We start from the raw sequence: 18,426 nt of genomic DNA on the forward strand, positions 1-18,426 counted from the left end.
AACACCTTTATATAAAGAAATAAAATCACAACGAATATGAAATGGATAGTAATCACTCTGCCCGATTTTATAGAGGATGAATCAACCTATATCAACCAACTCTTTAAAGCAGGTATAGACCTGCTACATCTGCGCAAACCAGAATCAAATATAGAGGAGTGTAAGCAACTGATACAGGAAATCGACGAGAAATGGCATAAAAAGATCGTAGTACACGATCACTTCGAACTTTGTCAGGAATTTCATCTTCATGGTATTCATCTTAACAGAAGAAACCACGAGATTCCAGAAGGCTTTCAAGGAAGCATCTCACAATCCTGCCATAGTTTTAAGGAAGTAGAACAAGCTCTCCAGACTATATCACCCAAGAACAAAGACGAAAAGAGCGCGATTCTCAAACCTGCCTGCCATTATGTTTTCCTCAGTCCAATCTTTGACAGCATTTCAAAGAAAGGCTACAAACATTCCTTCTCTAACAAAGACTTAGAGGAAGCAGGCATCAATGGAATCATCAATGAGCGAGTAGTTGCATTAGGAGGTGTCACCCCTGAATATATTCCACAATTGAGAGCATGGAACTTTGGCGGAGCTGCATTCTTAGGTGACATTTGGAACAGAAGAACTGATGCGAACTGGGCAAAATACCTTACCGGAATTAAGAAGAAACTTGCCTCTGGGAATGCCCAAAATACGCTTAACAGTTCAAATATTTGGTAGAGAGAAATACACTACTTTCTAATAAGACAGACCGAATCTCAACAATAAAAATAAAAAAATGCTTTTTTATTTTGTATTGTCTTCGATTTGCACTATCTTTGCACCCATGATATATCCAGATAATTTTGAAAATAAGATAGGATTCAATGAAATCCGCAAGATGCTGCGCGAAAGATGCCTCTCTCCACTCGGAAAGGAACAGGTAGACAAGATGGCATTCAGCAGCGATGCAGAACAAGTTAACGAATGGCTCATGCAGGTGCGTGAGTTCCGCAGACTGATGGAGGAAGCAGAAGACTTTCCCCTACAATATTTCTATGATGTAAGGGAGAGCATCCTCCGTATCCGTGTAGAAAACAGTCATCTGGAAGAGGATGAGCTGTTTGACTTGCGACGTTCGCTGTCTACCATAGCAGATATGGTGAAAATACTGAATCACAGCGATGACGATGACGAGCCGGAAGACGGATGGAAAAGAGAGAAAAAGTATCCCTACCCAGCCCTACATCGCCTTTCGCAGGATGTAGTTACTTTTCCACAACTGATTCAGCGCATCGACCAGATACTTGACAAATTCGGCAAGATAAGAGATAATGCAACCCCTGAACTTCTTCAGATTCGCAGAGAACTGGCAAAGACAGAGGGCAGCATCTCACGTACCTTATATAGTATATTGCGCTCGGCACAAAGTGAAGGCATCGTAGAAAAAGATGTTACCCCTACCCTGCGTGACGGCAGACTGGTTATTCCCGTCATCCCTACTCTGAAGCGTAAAATCAAAGGTATCGTACACGATGAGAGTGCCACAGGTAAAACAGTCTTTATAGAACCTACCGAGGTGGTAGAGGCAAACAACCGTGTACGTGAACTGGAGGGTGAAGAGAGAAAGGAAATCATCCGCATCCTCACCGACTTTACCAACAAGGTACGCCCATATTCCAAGGAAATTCTGGACAGCTACCGCTTTCTTGCCATCATTGACCTGATACAAGCCAAGCAAAAACTGGCTGATATCTTCAAAGCCATAGAACCCGAGGTAGAAGACCACCCACACATAGACTGGACCCGTGCGATACACCCATTATTGCAGCTATCTCTACAGAAAAAAAACGAGAAAGTAGTTCCGTTGGATATCATGCTTACACAGGACAAACGCATTCTTATCATCTCCGGTCCAAATGCAGGCGGCAAATCTGTCTGTCTGAAAACCGTCGGATTATTACAGTATATGCTGCAATGCGGTTTGAGCATCCCTGTAAGTGAGCGTTCAAAGACAGGTGTTTTCCAGAACATCATGATTGATATCGGTGACGAACAGAGTCTGGAGAATGACTTGAGTACCTACTCATCTCATCTTCTGAACATGAAGAATATGATGAAGGCAGCCAATGGCGAGACCATCATTCTGATAGATGAGTTTGGTACAGGTACAGAGCCAGGAATCGGAGGTGCTATCGCCGAAGCTGTACTCGACAAGTTCTGCAAGCAGCAAGCTTATGGTGTGATTACCACCCACTATCAGAACCTGAAGCATTTTGCCGACAGCCATGAAGGAGTGGTAAACGGTGCCATGCTCTACGACCGCCATGAGATGAAACCCCTCTTCCAATTAGCTATCGGCAGACCAGGTTCTTCCTTCGCTATCGAAATTGCAAGAAAGATAGGATTACCCGAAGAAGTAATCAAGGAAGCATCAGATATCGTTGGTTCAGAATACATTCAAAGCGACAAGTATCTGCAGGATATTGTTCGTGACAAGCGATATTGGGAAAACAAACGCCAGAATATCCATCAGCGTGAAAAAGACATGGAGAAAACAATCTCCAAGTACGAAAACGACATTGAGGATATTGAGCGAAGCAGAAAGGCAATTCTCAAAAAGGCAAAAGAAGAAGCTGCAGAACTTCTGAAGGAAAGTAACAAGAGAATAGAGAATGCCATCCGAGAAATCAAAGAAAGCCAGGCAGAGAAAGAAGAAACGCGCCGTATCCGTCAGGAACTTGATGCCTTCAAGCAAGAGGTGCAGGAAATTGATTCCAAGGAGGCAGATGATAAAATTGCCCGCAAGATAGCTCAGATTCAACAACGCAAAGAGCGCCATGCCAAGCGCCAAGCTGAAAAGAAAGAGAATCAGGAGAAGGCTGCAGCAGCACTGAGGAATGCACAGAACAAGACTCAAGCTGAAAGCAAACGTGAAATTCAGGTTGGTGATACGGTTCGCATCAAGGGACTGACTACTGTCGGAAAGATAGAAAACATTACTGGAGATACTGCAACTGCCGTATTTGGAGGAATGAGAACCAAGATGCGCCTGAACCGTCTGGAGCATGCCACAACTCCTGTTGAAAATGCAGACAAGACAGAAGAGCGCAAGGAAAATCTGGCTTCATATGGTATCAGTAAGGAAACCAGAAAGACCATTGACTCACATAAATCCAACTTCCACCAGGATCTGGACGTTCGCGGCATGCGAGGCGATGAAGCACTTAATGCGGTACAATACTTCATCGATGACGCTATCCTGGTAGGAATGCCAAGAGTCAGAATCCTTCACGGAAAAGGAAACGGTATCCTAAGACAGCTCATTCGCCAATATCTGAGCAGCGTACCTAATGTGACCCATTATGCAGATGAACACGTTCAATTTGGCGGATCAGGCATTACAGTAGTCGATTTTTAGCAAACGAACGTTAAATAACTAAAGTTTTTTAGCAAAACATTTGGTGGGTTCAAAGAAAAACCGTACTTTTGCACCCGCTTAAAAATTGAGACGGACAAGTCTCATACGACCAGCTCCCTCGGAATCCCCCAGGATGGGAACATAGCAAGGGTACTTGGTTGTAGCGGTGCGATATGAATCGCTTGTCCACCCGCCTCTTTAGCTCAGTTGGCCAGAGCACGTGATTTGTAATCTCGGGGTCGTTGGTTCGAATCCGACAAGAGGCTCAAAAAGGAATCTTCTTTTAGAAGGTTCCTTTTTTTGTTTACATACCCTTTTACATAATATATAACATAACTTTACACCTGAAACTCCAGTTTTACGAGGTTCTATCTTTAATTATATATAAATATTATCACCCTTTACACCTTATATAATAAAAAAGTTGTATTTTTGCAAATTGATATGTCACATCCGTAGAAATACAATTAAAACAATGAATACAGAAAATAACGAGAATCAAGAAGAAAAGAAAACAAGCCAGCAAATGCATAAGGTTAAAACGATAATCATTGACACTGGTAAGATAAGACAAACCAAAGCATTCGCTCGGCAAGACGGCGCCATCCTCGGAGTTGTCTGGATTGTCAGTTTCGTATGTACCATGCTGGCAGTAGACCCACAATATCAGATGCTGGGATTTATTTCCAACATTCTCATCATAGCAACCCCATTTGTTGTGGCCAAGCGACTGAAGGCATTCCGTGACTATGCAAGAGATGGACATATCTCTTTCCGTCATGCATTCTACTATTGCATCCAGACATTCTTCAATGCAACTCTTCTGCTTACCCTTGTACAATATCTTTGGTTCCGTTTTATGGATACAGGCCTATTCATGAACCAACTGCAAACCAACTATCAGATTGTAGCACAAGCGTATCAGTTAACTGCAGAAGAATCTAAAACCCTTCTTGATGCCGTCAGTATGATGAAACCGATAGCCTGGGCTTCGATGTTTATGATTACCGACCTGGTAGTAGGTGCTGTACTCAGTCCGATTATTGCTGCTGTAATGGCTAAGAAGAATAAGCAGCATACAAATAACAATAAATAAGAAACAAACAGATAAATACAAGATAATGGATATTTCAGTAATAATTCCTCTTTTCAATGAGGAAGAGTCGTTACCAGAACTCTTCGCCTGGATAAAGCGAGTAATGGACGCAAACGATTTTACTTATGAAGTCATCTTTGTGAACGATGGTTCTACCGACCGTTCATGGAACGTCATAGAAGAACTTGCTGAGAAGAACGAGCAAGTGAAGGGTATCAAATTCCGCAGAAACTATGGAAAGAGCCCAGCACTCTTCTGTGGTTTCAAAGAAGCGCAGGGCGATGTTGTCATCACCATGGATGCCGATCTACAGGATTCTCCTGACGAGATTCCGGGACTCTACCAGATGATTATGAAAGAGGGATATGACCTCGTGTCCGGTTACAAGCAGAACCGTAAAGAAGGAGATCCTCTGAGCAAGACCATCCCTACCAAGCTCTTCAATGCTACTGCACGCAAGGTAAGCGGCATACACAATCTGCACGACTTCAACTGCGGTCTGAAGGCTTATCGCCTCGACGTTGTTAAGAACATCGAAGTATATGGTGAGATGCATCGTTATATCCCATATCTAGCCAAGAATGCAGGTTTTGCCAAGATAGGCGAAAAGCCTGTTCATCATCAGGCAAGAAAGTTCGGCAAATCAAAGTTTATGGGATGGAACCGCTTTGTAAATGGTTATCTTGACCTGATGACTCTCTGGTTCCTGAGTAATTTTGGCAAAAAGCCAATGCACGTATTCGGCTTCCTGGGTAGCGTCGTATTCTTCGTAGCCTTTCTATCGCTCATTGGCTTAGGTATAGACAAGGCCATCGATCTGCACAACGGCATCTACGGACATCTCATTACCGATTCACCTTACTTCTTCATAGCTCTTGTAGCGATGGTTTTGGGTAGCCAGCTGTTCCTTGCCGGATTCCTGGGCGACCTTATCAGCCGCCAGAACCCAAACCGTAACGATTATCAAATAGAAAAAGAAATAAGATGCGGAAAATAATACCTTTCGTCGTTTTCATGGTTCTAGCCATGATGGGATGTACATCTCTCGACTGCCCACTCAACAATACTGTATATACCAAATACAAGTTGATGGGCGACAATAAAACGCTAAAAGACACGCTAACGATTTCTACGAAAAAGATAGAAGGAACAGATAGTGTGCTGATCAATAAGGATGTAAACGTAGACAGTTTCAGTCTGCCTATGAGTTACAGCCTGAATGAAGACGTATTGTTTTTCGAGATACATACCCTATCGAAACAAGTATTCAAGGACACCGTGACTGTATCAAAGGAAAACCGCTCTCATTTTGAGTCGGTAGACTGCAGTCCATCGTTCTTCCATACGATAACCGATGTTAAGACTACTCACAATTATATTGACTCAATAGTCATCAATCAAAAAGAGGTAAATTATGATGCATCCAAAGCACATTTCTACATATATTTTGGCAGCCGCAACTAGTATGCTATCCCTATTTGCTGTTCTCCCCTGTCAGGCCCAAAGCAAGAAGAAGATCATAGAGCAGCAGCCTGATACCATACCTTTTTTTAGAGGTATGTCTGTGGGAGTTGACCTGATAGGTCCCGTACAGTTGATGGTTAGCGACTATGGGCAGTACGAAGCATCTCTCCGTATCAATCTGAAAGACAAGTATTATCCTGTTTTCGAATTGGGTTATGGAAAGGCAGATGCCAGCGATGAGGCAACCAAAATCACCTACAAGACCAGCGCTCCCTATTTCAGATTAGGTGTAGACTGGAATCTTCTGAAGAACAAACACGACGACTACCGTCTGTTTGGCGGTTTCCGTTATGCCTGCACCTATTATGAATATGACCTGAGCGCCCCACCCGTTACAGACCCAGTATGGGGCGGCGAAACGTCCTATGGAGGTAACGGTATTTCCTGCAACTATCATTGGCTGGAAGGCGTAATAGGTATTGATGCCAAAATCTGGGGTCCCGTCCGTATGGGTTGGAGTTTCAGATACAAACGCCGCCTCTTCAAGAACGATGGAGAATTAGACAACACCTGGTATGTGCCAGGCTACGGTAAACAGGGAGGTTCACGCCTAGGCGGAACATTCAATGTAACCCTAGAAATTTAAAGACATCATCATATGAAAAAAAAGAAACTTATCTGGCAGATTCCTTTTCTGTTGATACTCATCGTTGGTACCATCGTTATCATACGCCAGCAGCATAACACCCCTTATCAGAAAGATACTGGTTTTATCTTTGGCACCATCTATCACATTACCTATCAGAGTGATACCAACTACCAGCAAGAGATAGAAGCAGAGCTCAAGAAGGTAGACCAATCCTTGTCTCCCTTCAACAAGACCTCTGTCATCACACAAGTAAACCAAGGCAAAGATATCGAGGTAGACGAAATGTTTACAGAAGTATTCCGCATGGCAGAAAGCATCTCAAAAGAAACAAATGGAGCCTTTGATATCACGGTTGCCCCTATGGTAAACCTCTGGGGCTTTGGATTCAAGCAGGGGGTACCGCCAACGAAAGCCAAGATAGACAGTATCAAAACGCTGGTTGGTTATGAGAAAATAGCCTTGAAAAAGGGACGCATCATCAAGCAAAATCCTAAGATCATGCTTGACTGCTCTGCCATCGCTAAAGGATATGGCAGCGACATCGTTGCCAGATTCCTGAAGAAGAAGGGTATCAACAACTATATGGTTGAGATTGGTGGAGAAATTGTAGTAAACGGTGTTAGCGAGAAACAAGTGCCTTGGCATATTGGTATCAACAAGCCAACTGACGATTCTACCAATACGAGTCAGGAAATTCAGGATGTACTTAATATTACCGACATAGCCATGGCTACGAGTGGTAACTACAGAAACTTCTATTATAAAAACGGCAAGAAGTATGCACATACCATAGACCCCAAGACAGGCTATCCTGTACAGCATAATATCTTATCTGCAACGGTTTTAGCCAAGAACTGTGCTACAGCCGATGCCTATGCTACCTCGTTTATGGTAATGGGAATGGAGGGCGCAAAACAGATTCTGAAAAAGCATCCGGACCTCTGTGCATATCTCATTTATGCAGACGAGAAAGGACAAAACAAGATATGGTATTCACCATCTCTCAAAAACAAGATATTAAATAAATAAACTTACATGTCAACCAATAGACTATACAACAGTTTATTATCACTCCCATTATTCCTGGGAATGACTCGCTATGACTTCCAAAATGTAGCTGGTAAAACCCGTTTTGACTTTCAAAAACTGGAAGCGGGTAAAACTATAGTTGAAGAAGGCACCAGTTGTACACGTCTATATTATTTAATCAGTGGAGATATTAAGGTGATAACCCAGGCAGATGACTACGGCTATCAGGTAGAAGAAGACATTTCGGCACCGGAATCATTCCAGCTGGAACGACTTTTCGGTCTTACCCAGCGCTTCACTCACACTTATGTGGCAAAAAACAACTGCAGCATCATGTCAGTCAGCAAGCAAGAGATCATGAAGTTATCCGATGAATATGAAATATTCCGCATCAATCTTCTGAACTTGGTCTGCACCCAATCCCAAAAGAACAACCGCAGACTGTTCAGAGTTCCTGCCAAGACACTGAGTGAGCGTCTGATCCGTTTTTTCGAGAGCCACAGCGTCCGCCCGGCAGGCGAGAAAATCTTTCATATCAAGATGACCCGTTTAGCAGAAGAGATGAATGTAAAGCGCATCTATGTATCCAAAGCCCTCAACGAACTACAGTCAGAAGGACTCATCCAGCTAGAACGAGGCAGAATCTATATCCCTGCACTGGAAAATCTCATCAAACGCTAAAGAAAGTATAACGACCGATAAATATAAGTTAAAAACGTTTATTATCAAGGCAATAAAGCATTTTTTTTGCTAACTTTGCAGCTAAAAAGTAACAATATGCAAGACAATACAATACAAAATAGAACCAACCCATTCTTCGTGCCTTACAATACACCGCACGATACAGTACCATTCGAACGAATCCGTCTCGAAGATTATGAGCCAGCATTCATGGAGGGAATCCGCCGTGATGACGAGGCTACAGACAAGATTGTAAACGATCCGGCAGAACCAACCTTTGAGAATACCATTGCAAGAGTTGATACCGATAAGGGCGAACACTATTACGACCTCTTGAGCCGTGTATCTAACGTATTCTCTTGCATGATGAGTGCTGAAACCTGCGATGAGATGGAAGAGATTGCGCAGAAGATGAGTCCGATTCTCACCAAGCACGCAAATGACATCACGCTGAACAAGAAACTCTTTGAGCGCATCAAGTTCGTTCACGATCATCCAAACAGAGAACTGACACCAGAAGAGAAAATGCTTCTGGACACCAGCTATGACGGATTCGTACGCAGCGGTGCACTTTTAGATGAAGAAGGTAAAGAGAAACTTCGCAAACTTACAGAAGAAGCCAGTATGCTCACTCTGCAGTTCTCACAGAATCTCTTAAAAGAAAACAAGGCATTTACACTCCATATCACAGACGAAGCACAACTCGACGGACTTCCAGAAACAGCAAAAGCAGCCGCTGCGCATACCGCCAAAGAGCAGGAAAAAGAAGGCTGGATCTTTACACTCGATTATCCAAGTTATTCTCCATTTATGACCTACTCTACCCAGCGTGAGCTCCGCAAACAGATGTATATGGCACGCAATACGGTATGTACCCATGATAACGAGCAGAACAACCTGGAAATCTGCAAACGACTGGTAAACCTGCGCAGAGAGCTCGCTCAGTTGCTCGGTTTCGAAACCTATGCCGACTATGTTCTTCGCCACCGTATGGCAAGCAATACAGAACACGTATATAAACTTCTCAACGACCTGATAGATGCTTATAAGCCAACGGCAGAAAAGGAAGTGAAAGAAGTGGAAGCCCTTGCCAAGAAGTTGGAGGGTGAAGATTTCGAAATGAAACCATGGGATTTCGGTTTCTATTCACATAAACTCCAGATGGAGAAATATAATCTCGATGCAGAAATGCTTCGCCCTTATTTCCAGTTGGATAAAGTGATAGGCGGTGTCTTCGGCCTCGCCAACAAATTGTATGGCATTACCTTTAAAGAGAACAAAGAGATACCGGTATACCACCCAGACGTCAAGGCATACGAGGTATTTGATAAAGACGGCAGCTATCTGGCAGTATTCTATGCCGACTTCTTCCCTCGCAAGGGCAAGCAAGGAGGTGCCTGGATGACTGAGTTCCAAGGACAGTGGATAGACCATAAGGGCAACAACATACGTCCTCACGTAAGTGTGGTAATGAACTTTACCAAGCCAACAGAAGAAAAGCCTGCTCTCTTGACATTAGGAGAAGTAGAAACCTTCCTCCATGAATTTGGTCACAGTCTTCACGGCATGTTTGCCAATACCCGCTTCGAGAGTCTTTCGGGAACCAACGTATGGTGGGACTTCGTTGAATTGCCATCACAATTCATGGAGAATTATGCAATAGAGAAAGATTTTCTCCGTACATTCGCCTTCCATTATCAGACAGGCGAACCATTGCCAGATGAACTCATAGAGCGCATCATGAAGAGTCGCAACTTCATGGTAGCCTACGGATGCTTGCGCCAGGTAAGTTTCGGATTGCTTGATATGGCATACTATACCCAAAAGAAAGAATTTACTGCCGACATCATGCCTTACGAAAAGGAAGCCTGGAAAAAGGCGATGATATTGCCACAGTTGCAGGAAACCTGTATGACAGTACAGTTCTCACACATCATGGCTGGAGGCTATGCCGCAGGATACTATAGCTATAAATGGGCAGAAGTATTGGATGCAGATGCGTTCAGCGTATTCAAGAAGAATGGAATCTTTGACCAGAAGACTGCTCAAAGTTTCCGTGACAACGTACTCTCTAGGGGTGGAACAGAGCATCCTATGACTCTTTACAAACGATTCCGTGGACAAGAGCCAACCATCGATGCCCTGCTCGAACGCAACGAAATCAAGAAGAGTTAATTATAAATTATACATTATAAATTATAAAAAGTGATGGCAAACGAACTTTCCAAACAAACCAAGCTCGACCTTCGCTATTTGCGGATGGCACGTATATGGGCTGAAAACAGCTATTGCAAACGCCGACAGGTAGGTGCACTGGTTGTAAAAGATAAAATGATTATCAGTGATGGCTACAACGGAACACCGAGCGGATTTGAAAATGTCTGTGAGGATAACAACGTGACCAAGCCATACGTTCTCCATGCAGAGGCGAATGCTATCACGAAACTGGCTCGCAGCAGCAATAACAGTGAGGGAAGTACGCTTTACGTCACCGCCTCTCCATGTATAGAATGTGCCAAACTGATCATACAGTCGGGCATCAAACGTGTTGTATATGCAGAGAAATACCGTCTGGACGATGGTATCAAACTGATGCAACGGGCAGGAATCAAGGTAGAATACCTCAATCCTGAAGAAACAACATCTTCTGAAGAAGATTAGAGAAAAGATAGATTAAACGTTAGTAAAAAGAGAATTGTTATGAACATGAGTAAGAATAAGACCAACCGCTTTATGCCATTCATCATGGCATTCTGTGTTGTGATAGGCATTATCATCGGAACATTCTTTTCCAACCATTTCTCTGGAAATCGCCTCAACGTTATCAATAGTGGAAGCAACCGTCTGAACAACCTGCTCCACCTTATTGATGACCAATATGTAGATGCCGTGAACATCGACTCGCTGGTAGATAAGGCTATTCCACAGATTTTAGCAGAACTGGATCCACATTCCGTATATATCAGTGCTAAAGACGCAGCTCAGGCCACCGACGATCTGAAAGGATCTTTCTCGGGTGTAGGCATTGAGTTTGTCATCCGCCAAGATACGATACATGTACAGAATGTGATACAGAACGGACCTGCCGAGAAAGCCGGACTTTTGGCTGGAGATAAGATTGTAGCCGTAGACGCCAAACCTTTTGTTGGCAAGATTGTGACGAATCAGGAGGCTATGCATCGCCTGAAGGGTCCGAAGGATACCAAGGTAAAAATCGGAGTTATCCGATATGGAAGCAAGAAGGTTCAGACCTTTACTGTAACCCGCGGTGAAATTCCAACAAAGAGTGTTACTGCTGCTTACATGCTTAACGACAAAACGGGCTATATCCGTATCAAGAACTTTGGCGAGAACACATATCCGGAAATGCTGATTGCTCTTGCCAAACTCTCACAGCAGGGATTCAGCAACCTCTGTATTGACCTTCGCGATAACTCTGGAGGTTACCTGACGGCAGCCGTAAACATGGCAAACGAATTCTTGCCAGACAAGAAGCTCATCGTTTACACCCAGGGACGCAAGTCGCCTAGACATAACTATATGAGTGATGGTAAGGGTGCCTACCAGAAGATTCCGATGGTAGTTCTCATCAATGAAGGTTCGGCATCATCTGCAGAAATCTTTGCGGGTGCCATGCAAGACAACGACCGTGCTACCATCATCGGACGACGCTCGTTTGGTAAGGGATTGGTTCAGCAACAGATAGAATTCCCTGACCACAGCCTCATCCGTCTGACCATTGCGCGCTACTATACTCCTTCAGGAAGATGCATCCAGAAGCCATATACTTTGGGAGATGACAAGGATTATGAGCAAGACTTGCTTGACAGATACCAGCACGGAGAGTTCTTCTCACAGGATAGCATCAAGCATACAGGACCAGCTTATCATACAAATAACGGTCGTGTTGTCTATGGTGGAGGTGGTATCACCCCAGATATCTTTGTTCCTGAAGATACCCTCGGCATGACATCCTATTTCAAGGAGGCTAGCATGAGTGGTCTTATCTTGCAGTTTGCCTTCACTTATACAGACGATAACCGTCCGAAGTTGAACAATTTCAAGGAGATGATGGAGCTTGCCGATTATCTTGACAGTCAGGACATGGTTGAACAGTTTGTCCGCTATGCTGATAAACATGGCTTGAAACGTAGGAATCTCTTAATCAAGAAGTCACACAAACTCCTTGACCGCGTCATCGACAGCCGCATCATCTACAACATGTTAGACGAGCAGGCATGGACCCAATACATCAATCTTGATGATCCTGTCATCAAAAAGACGCTGGATGTATTTGAGAACCATGCAGCATTTCCTAAGAAACCAGAGCCAGCAAAAAAAGGCGCTGCGAAGAAAGAAAAGATAGCTATGGCGAATACGCCCTACAACTATTCTTCCTTACACCATAATAATTGTATGATAGCAAATGCTTAACGCATGGACAAGAAAGAATTAAGAAAAATCATAAAAGACAGAAAGCGACAGTATTCCTCAAGACAGCTTGAGGAACTGTCGCTTTCTGTTTTATCCCGTTTAGATTCCAACCCGCATCTTCAGAAAGCCCAAACCGTACTGATGTACTATTCGCTTCCTGATGAAGTAGACACCCATCATTATATAGACCAACTTGTTGCCAGGGGCAAACGGGTGATACTTCCGGTTGTGCTGGATGATACGAATATGGAATTAAGAGAATATACCGGAGTTAAAGACCTGAAGGAAGGTGCCTATCATATACTTGAACCGATAGGCAGGATTTATCCGGAAGAAAAATATCCTGAGATAGAACTTGCCGTAATCCCAGGTATGAGTTTTGATATGAAAGGCAACCGGTTAGGAAGAGGAAAAGGCTATTACGACAGATTTCTTACCCTGATTCCACATGCATACAAAATAGGCATCTGTTTCGACTTCCAGAAGATAACAGAGGAAGGTCTCCTTCCTGTTACCCCCACAGATATATGCATGGATGAAATCATATAGTATACCAGAACGGCGTATTAATAAAAGCGTATATCCGCAATAACCTGTGCCCCCACCTGTTCATTCAAACGGTGAACAAGGGTAGCACGGCTCATCGTGAGATCAGCCCTCAACGCAGCATTCTCTATCTTTACAAAGAGAGTCTGGTTCTTGATAAACTTCTCACCGCAATATGCAGCAAAATTTTCCCCTACTACAGAATCCCAACTCATAATCAGGCGTTTCTGCTGTAAAGGAGTCTCCAACCCTTCCTTTCTCAGAAATTCGGGCAAGAGTTCTGCTATAGACTTTACTTTTCTTCTAAACATATTCTTACTTCATTATTTCCCCATTCTCTACATAGAATATCGTATGATCTCCCTGCATGTTCTGGAGAATCTTATCCAAATGATCACGGTTTGTATCTGTGATAAAGATCTGTCCGAAATGGTCGCCGGCAACCAGTTTCACTATAGCCTCAACCCGCTGTGCATCCAACTTATCGAAGATATCATCCAAGAGGAGCAAGGGAAGTGTATTGGAACTCGTGCGTTGCAGGAAGGTAAATTGAGCCAGCTTCAGGGCTATCACGAAAGTTTTGTTCTGTCCCTGACTCCCCTCTCTCTTCATCGGATAATCACCGAGAAGAAACTCCAGGTCGTCACGGTGAACACCATGCAGAGAATATCCTACAGCACGGTCCTTAAACCGGTCGCGCTGGATAACATCCAGCAATGAACCTCTCTGACAATGAGAAACATAATGAAGACGAACCTGCTCCTTATCACCCGAAATCTGCTGATAAATCTGCTGAAACAGCGGAACCAGTTCGTCAACGAAAGCCTGCCGTTTCTGATACAGCAATTCACCATTACTCGCCATCTGCTGTTCCCAAAGTTCCAGCAGCGTAATATCAGGCTCCTCCTCCATTTTCAGCAAGGCATTTCTCTGTTGCAAAGCCTTATTATAGTTGGCTAAAGCCTCAATATACGAGTAATCATACTGAGAGATGACCACATCCATCAGTTTTCTGCGCTCTTCACTTCCCCCTTCTATCAGAGAAACATCAGATGGAGAAACCAGAATCAGAGGGATAAGTCCAATATGTTGCGAAAGACGCTTATACTCCTTCTTGTTTCTCTTGAAATGCTTCTTGGTGCCCCGTTTCATGCCACAGTAAACATTCTCTATCTCCCCCTTATCATTATCATAATTTCCCTCCAGCATAAAGAAAGGCTCATCATGAGTAATAATCTGGGAATCGATAGAATTATAGGCACTCCTACAGAAAGAGAGATAGTAGATGGCATCAAGGAAATTAGTCTTTCCCATGCCATTATGTCCTATCAGACAATTGATTTTGGGCGACAACTCCAGATTGGCGCTCTTTATATTTTTAAAGTTAATAATGGAAATATTCTTTAAAATCATAGTCTCTTTTCTGCTTTTATAGTGCAAAGTTAGCAGAAAAAGAGGAAAAAACAAAAAAAATAGGCTAGAAATTTCAATAATTGAATAAAATTGAGTAAATTTGCAGAAGTTTAGCGGCATTCCACAATTTGAAAGCTAACTTTCTATTGAACAGATTGCCCCGAAACCAGAAACTAAAAAGTATAGAATAATAAAAAAGCAAAATAAAAATGGCAAACAACAACGTACAGGCTCAGGAAACAGAGAGCCTAAACATTCGTGAGGCCTTCTTCTTGAAGTACAAGAAGGCAATTATCATTGCAGTAGTAGCTATCATTGTTATCATTGCAGGTGTATTCGGTTATGTATCTCAGATCTCAGGTCCTCGTGAGGACAAGGCTAGCACTATGCTTGCTAAGGGTCAGACCTACTTTGCTAACCAGATGTATGAGCAGGCATTGAAGGGTGATGGCGCTGGCTATGTAGGTTTTACTAAGATTGCTGACGAATACAGCAGCACAGATGCTGGTAACCTGGCAAACCTCTATGCAGGTCTTTGCTATGCAAACCTCGGCAAATGGGCAGAAGCTCAGAAGAGTCTGGAATCTTTCTCTTCAGAAGGCGACCAGATGATCAGTCCTGCTGCTGAAGCTGCTTTAGGTGATGCTTATGCTCATCTCAACCAGCTCGACAAGGCTGTAGATGCTTTCAAGAAGGCTGCTTCTATGGCAGACAGCAAGGCTGACGAAGGTACAAACAACAGCCTTTCTCCTACATTCATCATCAAGGCAGGCGAAATCCTCGAAAGCCAGGGTAAGAAAGACGAAGCTTTGAAGCTTTATCAGGATGCAAAGAAGAAGTATGTAAACGCTATGCTCGTACAGAGTGGCGAAATCGATAAGTACATCGAGCGCGCTTCTAACTAATCTGTACTGATAACAATTCGAAATCAATATGGCAACAGCACTTCATAATTTATCTGAATACGACTTTACTAAAATACCAGACGCCAGCAACATGTGCTTTGGTATTGTCGTAGCAGAATGGAATCCTGAGATAACGGGCGCTTTGCTCGACGGAGCAGTAAAAACGCTCGAGAAACATGGAGCACTCACCGAGAATATCCATGTGAAAACTGTTCCAGGAAGCTTTGAGCTTATCTATGGAGCCCATCAAATGGTTTTGAATGGCGGCTATGATGCAGTCATCATTTTAGGTAGTGTGATACGTGGTGAAACTCCTCACTTCGATTACATCTGCGAGGGTGTTACCTACGGAATTGCCCGTCTGAATGCTACTCAGGAAATACCTGTTATCTATGGTCTCTTGACTACCAACGATCTGCAGCAGGCTAAGGATCGTAGCGGCGGCAAGTTAGGCAACAAGGGTGATGAGTGTGCTATAGATGCTATCAAGATGGCTAAGTTCTAGTCTTCACAACGAGAGTTGACAAACTGAATGTTATATATATAATAAGGTATAAGCATATGAAACTCTACCAGCTATTGCAGTCGTTTGAATTTGAAGAGATATTTCCAACAGTCAATGTGATGTTTCCAAATGCACAGTTGCATCGCGATATTTTTGAAAAAGCATTCGATATGCTTTGCAATATCCAGCCTATCACATCCAAAAAGGTCATCAAGTTTGAACTGATGGAAGATCCTAACTCAAATGATATGTTTGTTGGAGCAAATGATAGCAGTTTCCAGTCTACATGGGATGTATGCCTGGGAAAGGAAATCAAAAAAGGCAAAGGCGCTGACCTCAATGATGTGGAACTGGCAGCCAACTGCTTACTCAATGTTCTTTTCATCGGACGTCATCCACAAGGCTTTGACAAGGACTATAAAAAGTTATTGAAATAAACTATCAATACATGATAATCAAACTCCTGAAGTTGTTTGAAACAGACTTCAGGAGTTTTTTTATGTTTCTTCTGTGAGCTGCATTGATAAATAAAAGTATCTGTAGTAGATAGAGAAAGTCTCCTGCTTTCTCCATCTTAGGTATAAACATAGTCTTGTCAGCACAGTATCTGTTCTGACTCTTAATCCAAGTATAATCGGCAACGCCGTATGGTAATCTCTTGTAATCCATATCTTCTTCGTTTTATAGAGTTCAACTTATTCGATTGCAAAGATAGAAACCTAGCATGGCTGTGATCATATAGCCGCTCACCAGGTCAGCCTTCTTCTCGCTCACATCATAATTGCATTGCAGCCGGAGTTTCATTTGCTCCACATTTCCCGGTGTCCTTCATCAGGAGGAGAAATGCATTCTCCGCGCTTTCATGATGCAAAAGTAATATAGATTTCAGACTTATGCAAGTTTTTGAAGAGAAAAAATGCATTTTAGTGGCTGATTTGTCGAAAAAAAAATCTTTTTCTTCCCGTATTACGTATAATGTAAAAAATGTAAATGTATATATATAATATACTTGGTATAATGTAGGGAAGGAAAATAGGTATCTAACTGTCTGATATTCAATACTTTGTATTTTTAAGATTCTCTCTGGTAGTCATTGGGGCATATTAGAAGGCACATGATTGGCTCTGATGGTACCTATTATTGACCCTGGTAGTCATCAAAAAAGGATAATTCTCTCTGGTAGTCATTGCCCCCCCAAATGAGGTAAAAAAATGATGTACTTCCGTTTACCAACTGATGCGGCTGCGTCGGGTTAAGGATATGGCTGAACTGGGTTACGCAGACGGCTGGACAAGGTTAAGGATTCGACTGCATCGGGTTAAGGATTCGACAACGTAGGCTAACGGAGTCGTATCCGTCGATTTTTCGAGACGTCTTGACTCGCTGACAAAACCATCTGGAGTAGCTGACTGAACCATATCAGTATTCTGCTGCATACGCTTGCATGCAAAAGTATACATAATTGAGCCAAATAGTGCACAACAGGTACTTATCGTACCAAAGTGAACAACTATGACTCCGCCGATGTTGTATCTTTGTATCAGCATTCGGGAAGAGACCGGTGCACAACATTATGATTCACAATTTTAAAATTTTATGTATTATGGCAATTAATTACAGTTTAGTAAAGCTCGCGTCAAAATTTGGTGACAAAGCAGGAGTGCCTTTGTTCTACGCCCGTGCTCAGATGAAAGACTCCATTTCGCTCAAGAAGTTTGCGAAGTTGATCTCTATGCAGACCACCGTATCCTATGCGGATGTAACAGCCGTTCTGGTCAGTATGCAGGAGAACATGGTCATCGCGATCTGCCTGGCGTTCAGAAGGCCTGTCCGTGTTTTGATGCCACGAAGCTCCAGTACCTCCTGGATGCTTCCTGATCCTCTCCCTTCCAGAGGGTTTTTCATGAGCAGAAGCCCTCCGAATTTATTTAACAAGTTAGGACGCATCGCAATCCGATGCGCCCTTTTTAATTGTCGTTATATTTCTTTTATGCATACGCCCCCTGTTCATTGTCACGCAGATATCGCAGATGACGCAGATTTTTACCTGATAAAACATGGGGGCCGAACTTTTCCTGCAACTTTTCCCAGAAATCTCTTGCAGATATGAAAATAAAACCGTAACTTTGCGGCATGGATTTTTAAAACAGTTGATTATGAAGCAGGTAGAAGAAAGATATATCAGCTTGCTGACCGACTTCGGTTTCAAGCGAATTTTTGGAACAGCAATGAACAAGGATTTGCTCATTTGCTTCCTCAACAGCTTGTTTAATGGCAGACAGGTTGTGAAGGACGTATCGTATCTGA

20 protein-coding genes and 1 tRNA gene are annotated in these 18,426 nt (G+C 43.0%); 18 read left to right on the forward strand and 3 right to left on the reverse strand.

Annotated features, from left to right (window positions below; all coding sequences use genetic code 11):
* Nucleotides 1–36: 36 nt before the first annotated feature.
* From ACWJAO_RS08160 to ACWJAO_RS08220, 13 genes are all read left to right on the forward strand, one after another.
* Nucleotides 37–717 carry a thiamine phosphate synthase gene (locus ACWJAO_RS08160; protein ID WP_449139887.1) on the forward strand — a complete coding sequence of 227 codons (681 nt, stop codon included), beginning with the start codon at nt 37–39 and terminating at the stop codon, nt 715–717.
* A 106-nt stretch (nt 718–823) separates the two neighbouring features.
* A complete protein-coding gene (locus ACWJAO_RS08165; protein ID WP_449139888.1) occupies nt 824–3,397 on the forward strand; it encodes an endonuclease MutS2 in 2,574 nt (857 codons plus the stop codon).
* A gap of 192 nt (nt 3,398–3,589) precedes the next feature.
* Nucleotides 3,590–3,663: transfer RNA gene (locus ACWJAO_RS08170), tRNA-Thr, on the forward strand.
* Between the two features lie 209 nt (nt 3,664–3,872).
* Nucleotides 3,873–4,493, forward strand: coding sequence for a DUF4199 domain-containing protein (locus ACWJAO_RS08175; protein WP_449139889.1), 621 nt, complete (start codon nt 3,873–3,875; stop codon nt 4,491–4,493).
* A gap of 25 nt (nt 4,494–4,518) precedes the next feature.
* A complete protein-coding gene (locus ACWJAO_RS08180; protein ID WP_449139890.1) occupies nt 4,519–5,490 on the forward strand; it encodes a glycosyltransferase family 2 protein in 972 nt (323 codons plus the stop codon).
* Nucleotides 5,478–5,957, forward strand: a complete 480-nt coding sequence (locus tag ACWJAO_RS08185) for a DUF6452 family protein (protein WP_117727736.1) — start codon at nt 5,478–5,480, stop codon at nt 5,955–5,957. The genes ACWJAO_RS08180 and ACWJAO_RS08185 overlap by 13 nt, the downstream gene beginning before the upstream one ends.
* On the forward strand, nt 5,908–6,603 hold the full coding sequence (locus tag ACWJAO_RS08190) for a DUF6048 family protein (protein ID WP_449139891.1): 696 nt from the start codon (nt 5,908–5,910) through the stop codon (nt 6,601–6,603). The genes ACWJAO_RS08185 and ACWJAO_RS08190 overlap by 50 nt, the downstream gene beginning before the upstream one ends.
* 12 nt (nt 6,604–6,615) lie before the next feature.
* Nucleotides 6,616–7,635: an FAD:protein FMN transferase gene (locus ACWJAO_RS08195; protein WP_449139892.1), complete on the forward strand. Its 1,020-nt coding sequence runs from the start codon at nt 6,616–6,618 to the stop codon at nt 7,633–7,635.
* Nucleotides 7,636–7,641: 6 nt separating this feature from the next.
* On the forward strand, nt 7,642–8,316 hold the full coding sequence (locus ACWJAO_RS08200; protein ID WP_449139893.1) for a Crp/Fnr family transcriptional regulator: 675 nt from the start codon (nt 7,642–7,644) through the stop codon (nt 8,314–8,316).
* 96 nt (nt 8,317–8,412) lie between these two features.
* Entirely contained in the window at nt 8,413–10,491 is a 2,079-nt protein-coding gene (locus tag ACWJAO_RS08205) for a M3 family metallopeptidase (RefSeq protein ID WP_449139894.1), read from the forward strand.
* Between the two features lie 33 nt (nt 10,492–10,524).
* Nucleotides 10,525–10,977, forward strand: coding sequence for a deoxycytidylate deaminase (locus ACWJAO_RS08210; protein WP_337502364.1), 453 nt, complete (start codon nt 10,525–10,527; stop codon nt 10,975–10,977).
* A 45-nt stretch (nt 10,978–11,022) separates the two neighbouring features.
* Nucleotides 11,023–12,750 (forward strand): S41 family peptidase, encoded by a 1,728-nt coding sequence (locus ACWJAO_RS08215; RefSeq protein WP_449139895.1) that lies wholly within the window; start codon nt 11,023–11,025, stop codon nt 12,748–12,750.
* 3 nt (nt 12,751–12,753) lie between these two features.
* On the forward strand, nt 12,754–13,299 hold the full coding sequence (locus ACWJAO_RS08220; RefSeq protein ID WP_449139896.1) for a 5-formyltetrahydrofolate cyclo-ligase: 546 nt from the start codon (nt 12,754–12,756) through the stop codon (nt 13,297–13,299).
* Nucleotides 13,300–13,316: 17 nt separating this feature from the next.
* Here the strand turns inward: ACWJAO_RS08220 and ACWJAO_RS08225 are convergent, their stop codons facing one another.
* Both ACWJAO_RS08225 and recF read right to left on the reverse strand, forming a co-directional pair.
* Entirely contained in the window at nt 13,317–13,607 is a 291-nt protein-coding gene (locus ACWJAO_RS08225; RefSeq protein ID WP_449139897.1) for a DUF721 domain-containing protein, read from the reverse strand.
* A 4-nt stretch (nt 13,608–13,611) separates the two neighbouring features.
* The gene (gene recF / locus ACWJAO_RS08230; RefSeq protein WP_449139898.1) at nt 13,612–14,709 is read right to left on the reverse strand and encodes a DNA replication/repair protein RecF; all 1,098 of its coding nucleotides are present in this window, start codon (nt 14,707–14,709) and stop codon (nt 13,612–13,614) included.
* Between the two features lie 209 nt (nt 14,710–14,918).
* On the opposite strand from recF, the gene ACWJAO_RS08235 reads away from it, so the two are divergent.
* Genes ACWJAO_RS08235 through ACWJAO_RS08245 form a run of 3 tightly spaced genes read left to right on the forward strand, consistent with a single transcriptional unit; the run spans nt 14,919 to nt 16,556 of the window.
* Entirely contained in the window at nt 14,919–15,614 is a 696-nt protein-coding gene (locus tag ACWJAO_RS08235; RefSeq protein ID WP_449139899.1) for a tetratricopeptide repeat protein, read from the forward strand.
* A gap of 28 nt (nt 15,615–15,642) precedes the next feature.
* The gene (gene ribH, locus ACWJAO_RS08240; protein WP_006846254.1) at nt 15,643–16,119 is read left to right on the forward strand and encodes a 6,7-dimethyl-8-ribityllumazine synthase; all 477 of its coding nucleotides are present in this window, start codon (nt 15,643–15,645) and stop codon (nt 16,117–16,119) included.
* A 56-nt stretch (nt 16,120–16,175) separates the two neighbouring features.
* The gene (locus tag ACWJAO_RS08245; protein WP_449139900.1) at nt 16,176–16,556 is read left to right on the forward strand and encodes a hypothetical protein; all 381 of its coding nucleotides are present in this window, start codon (nt 16,176–16,178) and stop codon (nt 16,554–16,556) included.
* Between the two features lie 253 nt (nt 16,557–16,809).
* Here the strand turns inward: ACWJAO_RS08245 and ACWJAO_RS08250 are convergent, their stop codons facing one another.
* Nucleotides 16,810–16,932 carry a hypothetical protein gene (locus ACWJAO_RS08250; protein WP_449139901.1) on the reverse strand — a complete coding sequence of 41 codons (123 nt, stop codon included), beginning with the start codon at nt 16,930–16,932 and terminating at the stop codon, nt 16,810–16,812.
* Between the two features lie 790 nt (nt 16,933–17,722).
* On the opposite strand from ACWJAO_RS08250, the gene ACWJAO_RS08255 reads away from it, so the two are divergent.
* Both ACWJAO_RS08255 and ACWJAO_RS08260 read left to right on the forward strand, forming a co-directional pair.
* Entirely contained in the window at nt 17,723–18,229 is a 507-nt protein-coding gene (locus ACWJAO_RS08255) for an HU family DNA-binding protein (RefSeq protein ID WP_449139902.1), read from the forward strand.
* A gap of 46 nt (nt 18,230–18,275) precedes the next feature.
* On the forward strand, nt 18,276–18,426 hold a 151-nt coding region (locus ACWJAO_RS08260), incomplete at its 3' end, for a PD-(D/E)XK nuclease family transposase (RefSeq protein WP_449139903.1).

It is taken from the genome of Segatella sp., from assembly GCF_977051555.1.